This is a genomic window from Microbacterium sp. MEJ108Y (assembly GCF_000834175.1).
Taxonomy (GTDB): Bacteria; Actinomycetota; Actinomycetes; order Actinomycetales; family Microbacteriaceae; genus Microbacterium; species Microbacterium forte.
The window spans coordinates 95,133-110,288 of the sequence record NZ_JXQX01000009.1 but is presented as its reverse complement, the minus strand read 5'-3'; the positions used below and the strand labels follow the sequence as shown (position 1 = coordinate 110,288).

Below are 15,156 nucleotides of genomic sequence, written 5' to 3'. Positions count from 1 at the left end.
ATGACGGCCGTGCCGGTCGTGATCGGTGTGCGCTCGCCGAACCCCGTGATCGCCGCTGACTCGGCGCCCGCGTCGCAGGGCCTCGTCGACACGCACGGTCGCGTGCACCGCGACCTGCGCATCTCGCTGACCGACCGCTGCTCGCTGCGCTGCACGTATTGCATGCCCGAGCAGGGCAACGAATGGCTCGCGCGCACCAGCATCCTGTCGACCGACGAGATCGTCGAGGTCGCCACAGTGGCCGCCTCGCTCGGCATCCGCACCTTCCGGCTCACGGGCGGTGAACCGCTGCTGCGCGCCGACATCGTCGAGGTCGTTCGCCGCGTCTCGGCGATCCAGGGCGACGAGGGCCCCGTCGAGGTCGCCATGACCACCAACGGCATCACGCTCGCGAAGCACCTGCCCGCGCTGATCGACGCCGGGCTCACACGCCTGAACATCAGCATCGACACGGTCGACCGTCAGCGCTTCGCCGACCTCACCCGCCGCGACCGCATCGACGACGTGTTCGAGGGCATCGCGGCAGCGGCGGCATCCGAGCTCCGCCCGCTCAAGCTCAACACCGTCGCGATGCGCGGTGTGAACGACGACGAGCTGCCCGAACTGGTGGCGTTCGCGATGGAGGTCGGCGCGCAGCTGCGCTTCATCGAGCAGATGCCGCTCGACGCCGGCCACACGTGGGACCGCGCCTCGATGGTCACGCGCGAGGAGATCCTCGAGAAGCTCGGCGCGCGGTGGAGTCTCGAGCCCGTTCCCGGACGCGGCGGAGCGCCGGCCGAGAAGTGGCGCATCGATGGCGGCCCGCACGAGGTCGGCGTGATCGCCTCGGTCACCGCCCCCTTCTGCGGCGCGTGCGACCGGCTGCGCCTGACGGCCGACGGTCAGCTGCGCAACTGCCTGTTCTCCAACGCCGAATACGACCTGATCGGTGTGCTGCGCGGGGGCGAGGCCCCCGATGCGGGTCACCGCGCAGAGGGGATCGGCGCCATGCTGCGCTCGTGCGTGCACGGCAAGCTGCCGGGGCACGCGATCAACGACCCGTCATTCCTGCAGCCCGCCCGCGGCATGAACGCCATCGGCGGCTGAGTCAGCCCCGCTTCGCGTTCACAATTCAGCAGAGAACGCGCGTTCCGCGGGCTCAGGGCAGGGTTGCGGCCCGGTTCCGGCCGTCCATGCTGAATTGTGAACGGCGAGGGAACAGTCTCAGTCGAGGAACTCGCGCGCAGCCGCCGACAGCGCCGTGACGCCGACCTCGATCGTCGGGTGGATCTCCGGTGCGAAGAAGGGCGAGTGGTTCGTCGGGATATCCTTGTCGAGGGTTCCGGCCGCCGATGCCGCGGCGAACTTCGCGGCATCGACACCGCCCCAGAACCAGAACACCAGGGGCGCCCCGGTGTCGCGGGCGAACCACGACACGTCCTCGCTGCCGGTGAACATGCCGGGGTCGATCACCGACGCCTCACCGAGCGCGCGCTGCAGCGCCGACGTGACGCGTGCCGTGGCATCCGCATCGTTGATCGTCGGCGGCAGGGTGTGGTCTGTGCGGATCTCGGGCTCGCGCTCTGCTCCCGATGCCGCGGCCTCGGCGCGCACGATGCGCTCGACGCTCGCGAGCACCTTGTCGCGCATCTCGTCGTTCGGGTAGCGCAGGCTGAGCTCGAGCTTCGCCTCGGCGGGGATGATGTTGTTCTTCAGACCCGCGTGGATCGAGCCGACCGTCACCACGGCGACGTCGCGGGGGTCGACCTCTCGCGAGGCGATGGTCTGCAGTCGCATGACGGTCGCCGCGGCCATGACGACGGGGTCGATGGTCGAGTGCGGCCGCGAGCCGTGACCGCCGCGTCCGTGCAGCACGACGGTGAGGCCGTCGGATGCCGCCATCTGGGTGCCTGGGCGTACGCCGATCGTGCCGGCGGGCAGGGGAGTGACGTGCTGGCCCAGGACGACATCGGGGTGCGGCACGAGGTCACGGAGGCCGGCGTCGAGCATGGCGCGGGAGCCTGCTCCGTACTCCTCGGCGGGCTGGATCAGCACGACCACGGTTCCCGACCAGTCGTCCTTCTCGGCGACGAGCTTCTCGACCGCACCGATCATGGCGGTGACGTGCATGTCGTGACCGCAGGCGTGCATGACAGGCACGGTGTTGCCGGCGGGGTCGATGCCGGTCGCGGTGCTGGCATAGGCGAGGCCGGTCTCTTCGCCCACGGGCAGTGCATCCATGTCGGCGCGCGCCCAGACGACCGGACCTTCGCCGTTGCGCAGGATGCCGACCACCCCGGTGACGCCGATGCCCTCGTGCACCTCGAGGCCGAGATCCCGCAGGTGACCGGCCGCGATGCCGGCGGTGCGCGTCTCCTGGAACGACAGTTCAGGGTGCTGGTGCAGGTCTGTGTAGAGCGCTTCGAGGTCGATCGTCATGGCCCCGAGCCTAGTCGTGGCACCTAGTCGCGGCGGTACGACTCCAGTGCCGGTCCGGGGTGCAGCACACCGTTGACGATCGAGCGGATCGCGAACTCGCTCGCCTCGCCCAGGTCGAAGACGTCGCGGTGCAGCAGCCACTGCAGCTGCAGCCCGTCCATCACGGCGAGGATGCTGGCGGCGGCGGTGGCCACGGTGTCGGGCTCTGTCACGCCCTCCTGCGCGCACAGCAGGTGGAACGCGTCGGTGACCTCGCGCCGAAGGGTCGTGTAGCGGTCTTCGAAGTAGTCGCGACCGGGGTGGTTGTCGGTCACCGACTCCGACGACAGCACGGTGTAGGCCTGCACGATGCCGGGGCGCCGTTCGTTCGCGACCGCCGTGCGCACGAGGTGCAGGAAGAGCTCCGGCCCGCCGGGGATGTGCTTCTCGGCGAGCTCTGCGACGTCCGCCTGGTCGCGGTAGGCGAGCACCTCGAGCAGCAGCTTCTGCTTCGAGCCGAAATGGTGCAGCACGCCGGCGTGGGTGATGCCCACCTGCTCCGCGACGTCGGCGAGAGTGCCGTTCGTCGACCCCTTGTTGCCGAAGATCTCGACGGCGGCTTTGAGGATCTGCTCCCGCTTCTCGCGGGTGGCAGGCCGGACGGACGTGTGGGCGACAGCATCCTTCGACATGGTCCATCCTCTTCTGCACCGAATCCTGCACTGGATCGTACTTGCCAACTCTACTTACTGGCGGGTAACCTCGCACCAGCTTACTTTCTCGCCAGTAAGCGAATGAGGTCGGATGCCCGTGCACCGACAGCCACACAGCACAACGACCCGTGCCCAAGGAGAAGCAATGAAGCTCAGAAAGTCCATGATCGCTGTCGCGGCGATCTCCGCCCTCGGCGTCTCGGCCCTCGCCGGCTGCGCAGCCGGCGGATCGAACGACGGAGACGCCGGAGCAGGCGGCGCAGCCCTGACGATCGCCAAGCCCGACGGTGCGATCACCACCGAGTCGAACAACCCCTACGTCGGCGACTCGTCGGCCTCGAAGTACGGCTACGGCAAGGTCATCTTCGAGACCCTCGCCCTCGTGAACCAGACCGGCGATCGGGGGGTCACCCCCTGGCTCGCCGAGAGCATCGAGTGGAACGACGACTACACGGCCCTCACCGTCGTGCCTCGCAAGGACGTCACCTGGAGCGATGGCGAGCCCTTCACCGCCGACGACATCGTCTTCACCTACGAGCTCGTCTCGACCCCTGCGCTCGACACCGCGGGCCTCAAGTTCGAGGGCGCGACCGTCGACGGCGACGCTGTGACGCTGAACTTCGGCGAGTCGAAGTACGTGAACCAGGCCCGCGTGCTGCACGTGCCGATCGTGCCGAAGCACATCTGGGAGAACCTCGACGAGCCTGCCACCGACCCCGTCAAGGGCGACGACCTGGTCGGCACCGGCCCCTACGCGCTGTCGAACTGGTCGACCGAGTCGGTCACCCTCGAGGCGCGCGACGACTACTGGGGCGGCGACCTCGCGGTTCCCGAACTGCACTACGTCTCCTACGGCGACAACACGGCACTGACCACCGCTCTCGCACAGGGCGAGGCCGACTGGGCGCAGGCGTTCATCCCGCAGATCCAGGAGCAGTTCCTCGACGCCGACCCCGAGCACAACAAGTTCTTCGTGGCCCCGACGACCGGCTCTGCGACGCTGTTCATGAACCTGCAGCAGAAGCCGTTCGACGACGTGGCGTTCCGCCAGGCCCTCGCCTGGGTCATCGATCGCGACGCGTACGTCGACATCGCCCGTGAAGGGGCGAGCGAGCCGGTGTGGTCTGTGACCGGACTCTCGTCGATCCTCGAAGACGAGATCCAGCCCGAGTTCCAGGGCGAGGAGTACTCCGTCGATGCCGAGAAGGCGCGCGACCTGCTCGAGGGAGCCGGATACACCTGGAAGGACGACGCGCTGATCGACCCCGACGGCACGCCCGTCTCGTTCACGCTCTCGGTGCCCTCGGGGTGGAGCGACTGGAACACCGCGCAGGAGCTCATCGCCGAAGACGTCACCGAGGCCATCGGCGCCGAGGTCAAGATCGACATGCCCGACTGGGGCGGCTGGGCAGGACCCCGCGATGACGGATCGTTCTCGGCCATCATCCACTGGCTCGAAGACAGCGGCACGGCCTACGGTCTCTACACGTCGACGATGGACCCGCGCTGGATCTCGCCCGAGGGCATCGCCGGATTCAACTTCGGACGCTTCGAAGACCCCGCTGCGACCGACGCGCTGAACACCTACGCCAACGCGTCGTCCGATGACGAGCGCACCGCGGCCATCACGACGCTCGAGCAGATCTTCGTCGAGCAGGTCCCGGCGATCCCGCTCGGCGCGCACCCGCTGCTCGGCGAGTACAACACCCGCAACTACGTCGGGTGGCCTTCGGAGGAGGACCCGTATGCCTCGGGCGACCCGACTCAGCAGAACATCGTGCAGATCCTCACGAAGCTGAAGCCGGCCGAGTAAGCACGAGGCGTCGTACGCAGATTCGGCGCGTTTCGTCTCGCTTCGTTCGCTCAACGACCGGGGGAGGCCACCCCCCCCGGTCGTTGAGCGAGGACCGAAGGACCGAGACGAAACGCGCCCCCCGACGAAGGACATCCCATGTCAGAACCCCTGCTCAGCGTGCGCGACTTCTCTGTCGTGTACGACGTCGATCCGCCCGTCGAGGCGGTGAAGAACGTGACGCTCGAACTGCAGCGAGGAGAGATCCTCGGCCTCGCGGGAGAGAGCGGATGCGGCAAGACCACCCTCGCCTACGGCGTGCAGCGTCTGCTGCGGGCTCCGGCCGTGATCGCGGGCGGCAGCGTGACGTTCCACGACGCATCCGGTGTCGACGTCGACATCAACGCGCTCGACGTCGATGCGATGCAGAAGTTCCGCTGGGACAAGGTCTCCATGGTGTTCCAGGGCGCGATGAACGCGCTCAACCCGGTGGCGACGATCGGCTCGCAGCTCGAGGACGTGTTCGAGATCCACCGGCCCGGCATGACTCGCAAGCAGCGCAGGGCCGAGGCCGAGGAGCTGCTCGAGATCGTCAAGGTCGGCCGTCAGCGCACACGCTCGTTCCCGCACGAGCTGTCGGGTGGCATGCGTCAGCGCGTCATGATCGCGATGGCCCTGGCGCTGCGCCCGCAGCTGATGGTCATGGACGAGCCGACCACGGCTCTCGATGTGCTGGTGCAGCGCGAGATCCTCAAGCAGATCTCGCAGCTGCGTCACGAGTTCGGCTTCTCGGTCATCTTCATCACCCACGATCTGCCGCTGCTGCTCGAGATCAGCGACCGCATCGCGATCATGCGCGAGGGCGAGATCGTCGAGCTCGCCTCCGCCGAGCAGATCTGGACGAACCCGCAGAACGACTACACGAAGACCCTGCTGTCGTCGTTCCCCCGTCTCACCGGCGCGAGAGGAGTGCTGACCCGATGACGACTCTCGAGTTCGCCGATGTCACCAAGGTCTACAACGTCAGAGGAGCCGGTCAGCTCAAGGCTCTCGACAACGTCAGCTTCACCCTGAACTCCGGCCAGACCATCGGTCTCGTCGGTCAGTCGGGCAGCGGCAAGTCGACCATCGCGAAGATCCTCACCCAGCTCGAGACGCCCACGTCGGGCGAGGTGCGGCTCGACGGCACGCCCATTCCCCGGCGCGGCAAGGGCCTGAGGAGGTACCGTCAGCAGCTGCGCATGGTCTTCCAAGACCCGTTCGCGTCGCTCAACCCGTACCACTCGATCAGGTACCACCTCGAGCGCCCCATCCGGCTCGACGACGTCGTGCCCAAGAACGAGACCGAGGCAGAGGTGCGCCGACTGCTCGAGCGCGTGCGCCTCGATGCGGATGCCGTGATCGACCGCCGTCCGCACGAGCTCTCCGGTGGCCAGCGTCAGCGCGTCGCCATCGCCCGCGCGCTCGCCTCGCGTCCGTCACTGCTCGTCGCCGACGAGCCCGTGTCGATGCTCGACGTGTCGATCCGTCTCGGGGTGCTGAACCTGCTCGCCGATCTGCAGCGAGAAGAGGGCCTCGGAGTGCTCTACATCACCCACGACCTCGCGACCGCGCGGCACTTCAGCGACAAGATCATGGTGCTCAACCAGGGTCGCGTCGTCGAGTACGGCGATGCTGACGACGTGATCCTCAACCCGCAGGACCCCTACACGCGCGAGCTGCGGGCGGCGTCTCCCGACCCCGACAAGCATTTCGCGACGACCGGCTCGCACGGAGGTGCACTGTGACCACCGCATCCCCCGATCTGGGTCAGATCGAACAGGAGAACCGCGACGCGCTCGAGGTCGGCACGACGGCGACCACCGCGCAGAAGGGGAGGAAGCTCGTACCCTGGCGGTTCTTCGCCGGACGCGCAGGGTTCTACCTGTTCACGCTGTGGGCGGCCATCACGATCAACTTCTTCCTGCCCCGGTTCATGAAGGGCGACGCGGTCAGCTCGTACCTCGCCCGCAACCGCAACGTCAGCCCCGAGGCTGCGGAGTCGCTGCGCATCCTGCTCGGCGTCGACACCGACAAGTCGATGTGGCAGCAGTACCTCGACTACTGGGCGATGCTGTTCCGCGGCGACCTCGGCATCTCCACGCTGCACGGTCTTCGTCCGGTGACCGAGGTGCTGGCATCCGCTCTTCCGTGGACGCTCGGCCTCGTCGGAATCGCGACGATCATCTCTTTCGCGCTCGGAACGGTCGGCGGCGCGATCGTCGGCTGGAAGCGCGGCAGCAGGCTCGACGCGCTCATCCCGATCACGACGTTCTTCAACACGATCCCGTACTTCTGGCTGGGTCTGATCGCGATCGCGATCTTCTCGTCGACGCTCAAATGGTTCCCGTCGTCGCACGCCTACGACAAGGGCCAGTCGCCCGAATGGAGCCTCGACTTCATCGGTCAGGTGATCATGCACGGCACCCTGCCGGCGGTCACGATCATCATCGCGTCGCTCGGCGGATGGATGCTGGGCATGCGCAACATGATGCTCACGGTGCTCGACGAGGACTACATCACGGTCGCGCAGGCGAAGGGCATGCCGAACAGGCGGGTGCTGTGGGCATACGCCGCCCGCAACGCCGTGCTGCCGCAGATCCAGAGCTTCGCGCTGTCGATCGGCTTCATCGTCGGCGGCACGATCGTCATGGAGATGGTCTTCAGCTACCCGGGCGTCGGCAAGCTGCTGCTGGACGCCACCAACGCGAAGGACTTCGCCCTCATGCAGGGAGTCTTCCTGGTGATCACGCTGTCGGTGCTGGTCGCCAACATCCTCGCCGACATCGTCTACGCATACCTCGACCCGCGCACGCGCCAGACGGAGGCCTGACATGAGCGTTCCCACCTCGACCGACACCACGGCCCCCGACGGCAGCACGGTCCCCACCGGGATGCCGGAGACCGCGACGTTCCGCACCGCGCGCGACGGCGCGCCCGGCCGCAAGACCTTCTGGTCGCAGCTCGCGCACTCGTTCGCCATGTTCCGCAACCCCAAGTCGATCGCCGGCCTGATCATCCTCGGGGTGTTCGTGCTGATCGCGATCTTCGCGCCACTGCTCGCCCCCTACGGGGCCACGCAGAAAGACCGCACGGCGCTGCGGCAGCCGCCCTCGCTCGATCACTGGCTCGGCACCACGCACATGGGTGAAGACGTGCTCAGCCAGCTGATCTTCGGCACGCGCGGCGTCGTCGTGGTCGGCTTCCTGTCGGCCATCATCGCGACGATCATCGCCATCACGATCGGCGTCATCGCCGGCTACGTGCGCGGCTGGAAGAGCGAGTCGCTCTCGGCCCTCACCAATGTGTTCCTCGTGATCCCCGGCATCCCGCTGATCATCATCGTGGCGTCGCAGTTCGAGAACCCGCCGCTCATCGTGATCGCCGCGGTGCTCGGACTCACGGGCTGGGCGTGGGGTGCGCGTGTGCTGCGCGCGCAGACCATGTCGCTGCGCAACCGCGACTTCATCCAGGCCGCCCGCGCCAACGGCGAACCGCTGCACCGCATCATCACGGTCGAGATGCTGCCGAACCTCATGGCGCTGATCGCGTCGAGCTTCGTCGGCACCGTCACGGCGGCGATCCTCGGCCTCACGACCCTCGCCTTCATCGGCGTGATCCCGGTGAGCAACCTCAACTGGGGCACGATCCTCTTCTGGGCGCAGCAGAACGGCGCGTTCCCGCGGCTGTGGTGGTGGTACGTGCCCGCGGGGCTCTGCATCGCGATCATCGGCGTCGCCCTGTCGCTCATCAACTTCGGCATCGACGAGTACGTCAACCCGCGGCTGCGGTCGGCGGGTGAGCGCGCCCGCGCGATGAAGAAGAAGGGGCTCAACGTGAACGACCCGGTGACGGCGGTGCGCAGCATCCCGGCGACCGACTCGGGTACCGTGCAGAACGCCGCGGACGATACGACGAACCAGACACACGACACGAAGACACAGAACACGAAGTGATGACCTCTCAGACCCTGACCGAATCCCTGCCCTACCTCGACCCCGAACTGCCGATCGCGGCGCGCGTCGCCGACCTCCTCGACCGCATGACGGTCGAGGAGAAGGTCGGGCAGATGCTGCAGCTCGACGCCCGCGACGACCTCGACGACCACGTGCTGGGCAAGCACGTCGGCTCGATCCTCCACACCTCGCCCGAGCGCATCATCCGGGCGAACGAGCTGACCTCCCAGACACGGCTGCGCATCCCGCTGCTCGTCGCAGAGGACTGCATCCACGGCCACTCGTTCTGGCCCGGAGCGACCATCTATCCGACACAGCTCGGGATGGCTGCGACGTGGGATGCCGAGCTCGTCGAGAAGGTCGCGAGGGCGACCGCGGTCGAGGTCGCGGCGACCGGCATCCATTGGACCTTCTCGCCGGTGCTGTGCATCGCGCGCGACCTGCGCTGGGGCCGCATCGACGAGACCTTCGGCGAAGACCCGTTCCTGATCGGCGAACTCGCCTCGGCGATGGTGCGCGGATATCAGGGCGACGGCCTCGACGACCCGACCGCCATCCTCGCGACGGCCAAGCACTTCGCCGGCTACTCCGAGACGCAGGGCGGACGCGACGCGAGCGAGGCCGACATCTCTCGGCGCAAGCTGCGGTCGTGGTTCCTGCCGCCGTTCGAGCGGGTCGCACGCGAGGGATGCCGCACGTTCATGCTCGGCTACCAGACGACCGACGGCGTGCCGATCACGGTCAACGACTGGCTGCTCAGCGACGTTCTTCGTGGCGAGTGGGGCTACACAGGCACACTCATCACCGACTGGGACAACGTCGGCCGCATGGTGTGGGAGCAGCACGTGCAGCCCGACTACGCCCACGCCTCGGCCGCCGCCGTGAGCGCCGGCAACGACATGGTCATGAACACTCCGGGCTTCTTCGAGGGCGCACTCGAGGCGGTGTCGAACGGGTTGCTCGCCGAAGACGCGTTCGACGACGCCGTGGCCCGCATCCTCACCCTCAAGTTCGAGCTCGGGCTGTTCGAAGACCCGCGGCTTCCGCAGGACGACCTGGATGCCGTGGTCGGCAGCGCCGCGCACGCCGAACTCAACCTCGAGACCGCGCGTCGCTCGATCGTGCTGCTCGAGAACGACGGCGTGCTGCCCCTGGATGCCGCGACAGCGCTGAAGGTCGCCGTCGTCGGGCCGCTCGCCGACGACGCCCAGACGCAGCTCGGCGACTGGGCCGGTGGCTCCGGCCAGGCCGGATGGCTCGACGGTCAGCCGCGCGAGATGATCACCACCGTGCTCGACGGCCTCGCAGGCGTCGAGGGGTGGTCGGTCACGCATGCGCGTGGCGCCGACATCCTCACGCTCGAGGAAGACCCTCGGGGCGCGAAGTTCCCCGATGGCCAGCCCCGGCCCTCGGTCGTCGTGCCGAGCGCACCGGACGAGACGCTGATCGCCGAGGCCGTGGCTGCGGCGGCGGAATCCGATGTCGTGGTCGCCGTCGTGGGCGACCGCATCGAGCTCGTCGGCGAGGGGCGCTCGACCGCGACCCTCGAGCTGATCGGTGGGCAGAACGCGCTGCTCGACGCGCTGATCGCGACGGGGAAGCCCGTGGTGATCGTGCTGCTCGCGTCCAAGCCGCTGGTGCTTCCGGCATCCGCTTCGCAGGCAGCCGCCGTGATCTGGGCGGCGAACCCGGGCATGCAGGGCGGGCGCGCGCTCGCCGAGATCATCTCGGGTGCGGTCGAGCCGTCAGGGCGACTGCCGATCTCGTTCGCGCGTCACGTCGGTCAGCAGCCCACGTACTACAACCAGATCCGCGGACAGCACGGCGACCGCTACGCCGACCTCACGCAGTCCCCGGCCTGGGCGTTCGGTGAGGGGCTGTCGTACTCGACGGTGTCGTACGGCGAGCTGTCGCTCGCCTCGACGACGCTGGGTCGCGACGACACGATCATCGCCGAGGTGACGGTGACGAACACGGGGGAGCGTCCGGTGCGCGAGACCGTGCAGGTCTACGTGCGCGACTCCATCACGAGCGTGAGCTGGGCCGACCGGGAGCTCAAGGGCTACCGTCAGGTCGACCTCGCGCCGGGGGAGTCGGCGCGAGTGCGTCTCGTTCTCGCGGTGGCGGAGTGCTCGATCGTCGACGCCGCCGGCATCCGTCGCGTCGAATCCGGTGCGTTCGAACTGCTCGTGGGTCCGAGCTCGCGCGACGAGGTGCTGTTGAGCGCCGCGTTCACCGTGGCCTGATCGTCTGCGACGGGGGCGCTCAGGCGTCCTCGTCGCGGAGGCGCTGCGGGCCCGCGCCCTGGCTGCTGAGCGCGTCACCCGGGTTCAGCAGGCCGCACGCCTTCATCGACAGGCAACCGCAGCCGATGCACCCGGTCAGCTCGCGTTCCAGCCGCTCGATGCCCTCGCGGCGCTTCTCGAGCTCCCGCTTCCAGCGTCGCGATGCGCGCTGCCAGTCCTCGTGGCTCGGCGTCTGCGTCAGCGGAACATCGGCGAATGCGTGCTGCACGTCGGCGAGGGGGATGCCGAGGCGTTTCGCCACCGTGATGAGTGACACCCGGCGCAGCATGTGTCTGGCGTAGCGGCGCTGGTTGCCGGCCGTGCGCGTGGAGGCGATGAGGCCGAGACTCTCGTAGAAGTGCAGGGCCGAGGGGGCGACCCCGGTGCGCCTGCTCATCTCGCCGATCGTCAACGGCTCATCAGGGCCGTGGACGGTGCGGTCCGTGTCGGTGTCTGCGCTCATCCCGGCCTCCTCGATTTGACCTCAAGTGTACTTGAGGTCATACGGTTGCAACCGTGACCCGAACGGAGACCGCCACCCTATGACCTACGTGATCGCCCTTCCCTGCGTCGATGTCAAGGATCGTGCGTGCATCGACGAATGCCCGGTTGACTGCATCTATGAGGGCGAGCGCTCGCTGTACATCCACCCCGACGAATGCGTCGACTGCGGTGCGTGCGAACCCGTCTGCCCCGTCGAGGCGATCTACTACGAAGACGACCTGCCGGAAGAATGGCAGGACTACTACAAGGCCAACGTCGAGTTCTTCGATGAGCTGGGGTCACCCGGTGGCGCCGCGAAGCTGGGCATCATCGAGCGCGACCACCCGATCATCTCCGCACTTCCGCCCCAGGAGGCACCCGAATGAGCAGTCAGCAGCACCCCGCAGCGCCGGTTCCCTCAGAGGTCGGTGAAGGGCTCAAGGCCGCGTTCCGCGCGCATCCGGCGGGAGTCGCGATCATCACGGCGATGACCCCCGCGGGGCCGGTCGGCCTCACGGCATCCAGCGTCGCGTCCGTGGCGGTCGATCCCGCCGCGATCGTCTTCTCGGTCACCAGGGCGACCGGCAGTGCCGGGTCGATCCTCTCGGCCGACACGTTCGTCGTGCACCTGATCGACGACGAGCACTCCGCGCTGGCGCAGAGCTTCGCCGTGAGCGGCGCTGATCGGTTCACCCCCGAGCAGGGCTGGAGCTCGCTCCCCACCGGCGAGCCCTATCTGGCTGAGGCGCGAGCGGCGATGCGCGGTCACACCATGTCGACCGTGGCGGTCGGCTCATCGACCGTCGTGGTCGCCGAGATCGACGAGGTGCTGCTCGGAAGGCCCGGCCGCCCGCTCGTGTATCTCGACCGCCGATTCCACTCGCTGCCGAACGACCAGCACTGAAACCCCACCGAAAGGAACAGCATGACCTCTGCGTACACCCTCCCCGAGCTGCCGTACGACTACTCGGCTCTCGCCCCGCACATCTCGGGCAAGATCATGGAGCTGCACCACTCGAAGCACCACCAGGCCTACGTGACCGGTGCCAACACCGCGCTCGAGCAGCTGGCCGCAGCCCGCGACTCGAACGACTTCGCCGCGGTCAACAAGCTCGAGAAGGACCTCGCCTTCAACCTCGGCGGTCACATCAACCACTCGGTGTTCTGGGAGAACCTCTCGCCCGACGGCGGCGGCAACCCCGAGGGCGAGCTCGAGGCGGCACTGACCGACGCGTTCGGCTCGATCGACGCCTTCCGCGCGCACTTCACGGCGACCGCACTCGGCGTGCAGGGCTCGGGCTGGGCCGTGCTCGCGTGGGACAGCGTCGGAGCGCGACCTGTCATCTTCCAGCTGTTCGACCAGCAGGGCAACGCCCCGCTCGGCGTCACCCCGCTGCTGCAGCTCGACGTCTGGGAGCACGCCTACTACCTCGACTACCTCAACGTGCGCGCCGACTACGTCAAGGCGTTCTGGGAGCTCGTCAACTGGTCCGACGTGCAGCGTCGGTTCCAGGCCGTGCAGGAGAAGACGCAGGGCCTCATCGTCGCCCGCTGAGTCGCCTGCTGATCCGTCTCCGTCCGTGCCTTCGGGAGGAGATCTCGTCTTCGGGAGGAGGATGCCGCAGCATCCGTCCTCCCGAAGCGCAGTTCTCCTCCCGAGGCGCAGGGGTCGGGGTCAGGCCAGCAGTTCGCCCGCGAGCGTCTCGATGCGGCGGCGGATCTCGTCACGGATCGGACGCACGGAGTCGATGCCCTGGCCTGCCGGGTCGTCGAGCTTCCAGTCCTCGTACCGCTTGCCCGGGAAGAACGGGCAGGCGTCGCCGCATCCCATCGTGATGACGACGTCGGATGCCTGTACGGCCTCGGTCGTGAGCACCTTGGGCTGCTCGGCGGTGATGTCGATGCCGAGCTCGCCCATCGCCTCGACCGCGACCGGGTTGATCTGCTCGGCGGGCATGGAACCGGCGGATCGCACCTCGATGCGGTCTCCGGCGAACTCGCGCAGGAAGCCTGCGGCCATCTGCGAGCGTCCGGCGTTGTGCACGCACACGAACAGGACGGAGGGCTTGGTGGTGGTCGTCATGATGTCTCCAGGGTAAGCGAGCGTGCGGGCTCGGGCGACGTCGACGGAATCCTGCCGATCTGGAGCACACTCGGTGCGGCGCAGCAGCTTGCACCATCCGCTTCACCGAAGTCTCCCGATCCGCCGCAGACGCCGGTGTCAGGGAGGACGAGCTCAGTGCGGGCCGCGGCCTCGTGATCTCCGGCCAGGTGTGCGGCGACGCTGCGCACCTGCTCGTACCCCGTCAGCGCGAGGAACGTCGGTGCGCGGCCGTACGACTTCGCGCCGACGATGAAGAGCCCGAGCTCCGGTTGTGCGAGCTCGCGCGCGCCGGTCGCCGACACCGATCCGCACGAGTGGATGTTCGGATCGATCTCTGCGGCGATGCCGGCGACGGCCTCGAGGGAGGTGTCGAGGTCGATGCGCAGCTCCCGCAGGATGCCGGTGTCCGGACGGAAGCCGGTGAGCGCGAACACCCGTCCGACAGCCGCCACCTCGCGTCCGTCCTCGGCGACGATCGTCATGCCGTCGCCCGCGGCGCGGAACTCCGCGACGCGGAACCCCGTGACCAGCTCGACCACGCCCGTGTCGATGACCTTGCGGGCGCGAGCGCCCAGTGCAGCCCGCTCCGGCAGCTCGTCTCCGCTGCCGCCGCCGAAGACGTTCGCGGCGCTGCCTCGGCGCAGCAGCCAGGTCACCCGGGTTCCCGGTGCCCGGCGAGCCAGCTCGCTCAGGCGCAGCACCGCATGGGTGGCGGAGTGCCCCGCTCCGACGACGACGACGTGCTCGCCGGCGAGCTCCGACACGTCGGCCGGGATGCGATACGAGATGAGATCGGATGCCGCCCGCTCGCCGACCGCCGGGAAGCCGTCGGCGCCTGCCGGATTCGGCATGCCCCACGTGCCGCTCGCATCGACGACGGCACGGGCGAGGATGCGGGACTCGACACCGTCGACGTCGACGGTGTGCACGACGAACGGCGAACTCCTGCGCCCGGCGCCGACGACCTTGTCGCGCCCCTGGCGTGCGACTCCCGTGACGGTCGTCGCGTAGCGGATGCGGCCTCCCAGGGCACCCGCGAGCGGCGCCAGGTAGTCGCTCAGCCACTCCGCCCCGGTCGGGTAGCCCGACGCAGGAGCGCTCCACCCCGTCGGCTCGAGCAGGCGACGGGCGGCCGAGTCGGTCAGTTCCGGCCATGCCGAGAACAGGCGCACATGCCCCCACTCCGAGACAGCGCTCGCAGCCCCCTGCCCTCGTTCGACCACCACGACGTCTTCACCGCGTTCGATCAGATGTGCTGCTGCGGCGAGGCCCTGGGGTCCCGCTCCGATCACCACGACGGGCAGTTCAGACATCGCATCTCCTCAGATTGAAAATCATCGATATGAGAAGCGTCGCTCACGTATCGAAGAATGTCAATACGTGAGAG

15 protein-coding genes are annotated in these 15,156 nt (G+C 68.2%); 10 read left to right on the top strand and 5 right to left on the bottom strand.

From position 1 onward, the window contains the following. On the top strand, positions 1-1,086 hold the full coding sequence (moaA, locus tag RU09_RS04880; protein WP_042538109.1) for a GTP 3',8-cyclase MoaA: 1,086 nt from the start codon (positions 1-3) through the stop codon (positions 1,084-1,086). A gap of 117 nt (positions 1,087-1,203) precedes the next feature. Here the strand turns inward: moaA and RU09_RS04875 are convergent, their stop codons facing one another. Together RU09_RS04875 and RU09_RS04870 are read right to left on the bottom strand one after the other, a co-directional pair. Next, positions 1,204-2,418, bottom strand: a complete 1,215-nt coding sequence (locus tag RU09_RS04875; RefSeq protein ID WP_042538106.1) for an amidohydrolase — start codon at positions 2,416-2,418, stop codon at positions 1,204-1,206. Between the two features lie 23 nt (positions 2,419-2,441). Further along, positions 2,442-3,089 (bottom strand): TetR/AcrR family transcriptional regulator, encoded by a 648-nt coding sequence (locus RU09_RS04870; RefSeq protein ID WP_042538103.1) that lies wholly within the window; start codon positions 3,087-3,089, stop codon positions 2,442-2,444. A 166-nt stretch (positions 3,090-3,255) separates the two neighbouring features. On the opposite strand from RU09_RS04870, the gene RU09_RS04865 reads away from it, so the two are divergent. The 6 genes from RU09_RS04865 to RU09_RS04840 all read left to right on the top strand — a co-directional run bounded on the left by RU09_RS04865 (position 3,256) and on the right by RU09_RS04840 (position 11,143). Next, positions 3,256-4,923, top strand: a complete 1,668-nt coding sequence (locus tag RU09_RS04865; protein ID WP_042538101.1) for an ABC transporter substrate-binding protein — start codon at positions 3,256-3,258, stop codon at positions 4,921-4,923. Positions 4,924-5,061: 138 nt separating this feature from the next. Continuing rightward, entirely contained in the window at positions 5,062-5,886 is an 825-nt protein-coding gene (locus RU09_RS04860; RefSeq protein WP_042538098.1) for an ABC transporter ATP-binding protein, read from the top strand. After that, positions 5,883-6,689 (top strand): ABC transporter ATP-binding protein, encoded by an 807-nt coding sequence (locus RU09_RS04855; RefSeq protein WP_042538096.1) that lies wholly within the window; start codon positions 5,883-5,885, stop codon positions 6,687-6,689. The genes RU09_RS04860 and RU09_RS04855 overlap by 4 nt, the downstream gene beginning before the upstream one ends. Next, positions 6,686-7,774, top strand: coding sequence for an ABC transporter permease (locus RU09_RS04850; RefSeq protein WP_042538094.1), 1,089 nt, complete (start codon positions 6,686-6,688; stop codon positions 7,772-7,774). The genes RU09_RS04855 and RU09_RS04850 overlap by 4 nt, the downstream gene beginning before the upstream one ends. Position 7,775: 1 nt before the next feature. Further along, positions 7,776-8,897, top strand: a complete 1,122-nt coding sequence (locus RU09_RS04845; RefSeq protein WP_231567468.1) for an ABC transporter permease — start codon at positions 7,776-7,778, stop codon at positions 8,895-8,897. After that, entirely contained in the window at positions 8,897-11,143 is a 2,247-nt protein-coding gene (locus RU09_RS04840) for a glycoside hydrolase family 3 N-terminal domain-containing protein (RefSeq protein WP_042538090.1), read from the top strand. The genes RU09_RS04845 and RU09_RS04840 overlap by 1 nt, the downstream gene beginning before the upstream one ends. A 19-nt stretch (positions 11,144-11,162) precedes the next feature. Here RU09_RS04840 and soxR read toward each other — a convergent pair whose 3' ends face one another. Further along, entirely contained in the window at positions 11,163-11,645 is a 483-nt protein-coding gene (soxR, locus tag RU09_RS04835; RefSeq protein WP_042538088.1) for a redox-sensitive transcriptional activator SoxR, read from the bottom strand. A gap of 79 nt (positions 11,646-11,724) precedes the next feature. Between soxR and fdxA the strand changes: the two genes are divergently transcribed. Genes fdxA through RU09_RS04820 form a run of 3 tightly spaced genes read left to right on the top strand, consistent with a single transcriptional unit; the run spans position 11,725 to position 13,220 of the window. Next, positions 11,725-12,051: a ferredoxin gene (fdxA, locus tag RU09_RS04830; protein WP_042538086.1), complete on the top strand. Its 327-nt coding sequence runs from the start codon at positions 11,725-11,727 to the stop codon at positions 12,049-12,051. Beyond that, the gene (locus tag RU09_RS04825) at positions 12,048-12,569 is read left to right on the top strand and encodes a flavin reductase family protein (protein ID WP_042538083.1); all 522 of its coding nucleotides are present in this window, start codon (positions 12,048-12,050) and stop codon (positions 12,567-12,569) included. Before fdxA ends, RU09_RS04825 begins: the two co-directional genes overlap by 4 nt. 21 nt (positions 12,570-12,590) lie before the next feature. Beyond that, a complete protein-coding gene (locus tag RU09_RS04820) occupies positions 12,591-13,220 on the top strand; it encodes a superoxide dismutase (protein ID WP_042538081.1) in 630 nt (209 codons plus the stop codon). Between the two features lie 120 nt (positions 13,221-13,340). On the opposite strand, the gene RU09_RS04815 is transcribed toward RU09_RS04820, so the two are convergent. Together RU09_RS04815 and RU09_RS04810 are read right to left on the bottom strand one after the other, a co-directional pair. After that, positions 13,341-13,748: an arsenate reductase ArsC gene (locus tag RU09_RS04815; protein WP_042538078.1), complete on the bottom strand. Its 408-nt coding sequence runs from the start codon at positions 13,746-13,748 to the stop codon at positions 13,341-13,343. Next, entirely contained in the window at positions 13,745-15,082 is a 1,338-nt protein-coding gene (locus tag RU09_RS04810) for an FAD-dependent oxidoreductase (RefSeq protein WP_042538076.1), read from the bottom strand. The genes RU09_RS04815 and RU09_RS04810 overlap by 4 nt, the downstream gene beginning before the upstream one ends. Positions 15,083-15,156 lie beyond the last annotated feature (74 nt).

Bases quoted from the DNA above. Each gene is read 5' to 3' on its own strand.
- moaA (WP_042538109.1), top strand. From the start codon at position 1: ATGACGGCCGTGCCGGTCGTGATCGGTGTGCGCTCGCCGAACCCCGTG.
- RU09_RS04875 (WP_042538106.1), bottom strand. From the start codon at position 2,418: ATGACGATCGACCTCGAAGCGCTCTACACAGACCTGCACCAGCACCCT.
- RU09_RS04870 (WP_042538103.1), bottom strand. From the start codon at position 3,089: ATGTCGAAGGATGCTGTCGCCCACACGTCCGTCCGGCCTGCCACCCGC.
- RU09_RS04865 (WP_042538101.1), top strand. From the start codon at position 3,256: ATGAAGCTCAGAAAGTCCATGATCGCTGTCGCGGCGATCTCCGCCCTC.
- RU09_RS04860 (WP_042538098.1), top strand. From the start codon at position 5,062: ATGTCAGAACCCCTGCTCAGCGTGCGCGACTTCTCTGTCGTGTACGAC.
- RU09_RS04855 (WP_042538096.1), top strand. From the start codon at position 5,883: ATGACGACTCTCGAGTTCGCCGATGTCACCAAGGTCTACAACGTCAGA.
- RU09_RS04845 (WP_231567468.1), top strand. From the start codon at position 7,776: ATGAGCGTTCCCACCTCGACCGACACCACGGCCCCCGACGGCAGCACG.
- RU09_RS04840 (WP_042538090.1), top strand. From the start codon at position 8,897: ATGACCTCTCAGACCCTGACCGAATCCCTGCCCTACCTCGACCCCGAA.
- soxR (WP_042538088.1), bottom strand. From the start codon at position 11,645: ATGAGCGCAGACACCGACACGGACCGCACCGTCCACGGCCCTGATGAG.
- fdxA (WP_042538086.1), top strand. From the start codon at position 11,725: ATGACCTACGTGATCGCCCTTCCCTGCGTCGATGTCAAGGATCGTGCG.
- RU09_RS04825 (WP_042538083.1), top strand. From the start codon at position 12,048: ATGAGCAGTCAGCAGCACCCCGCAGCGCCGGTTCCCTCAGAGGTCGGT.
- RU09_RS04820 (WP_042538081.1), top strand. From the start codon at position 12,591: ATGACCTCTGCGTACACCCTCCCCGAGCTGCCGTACGACTACTCGGCT.
- RU09_RS04815 (WP_042538078.1), bottom strand. From the start codon at position 13,748: ATGACGACCACCACCAAGCCCTCCGTCCTGTTCGTGTGCGTGCACAAC.
- RU09_RS04810 (WP_042538076.1), bottom strand. From the start codon at position 15,082: ATGTCTGAACTGCCCGTCGTGGTGATCGGAGCGGGACCCCAGGGCCTC.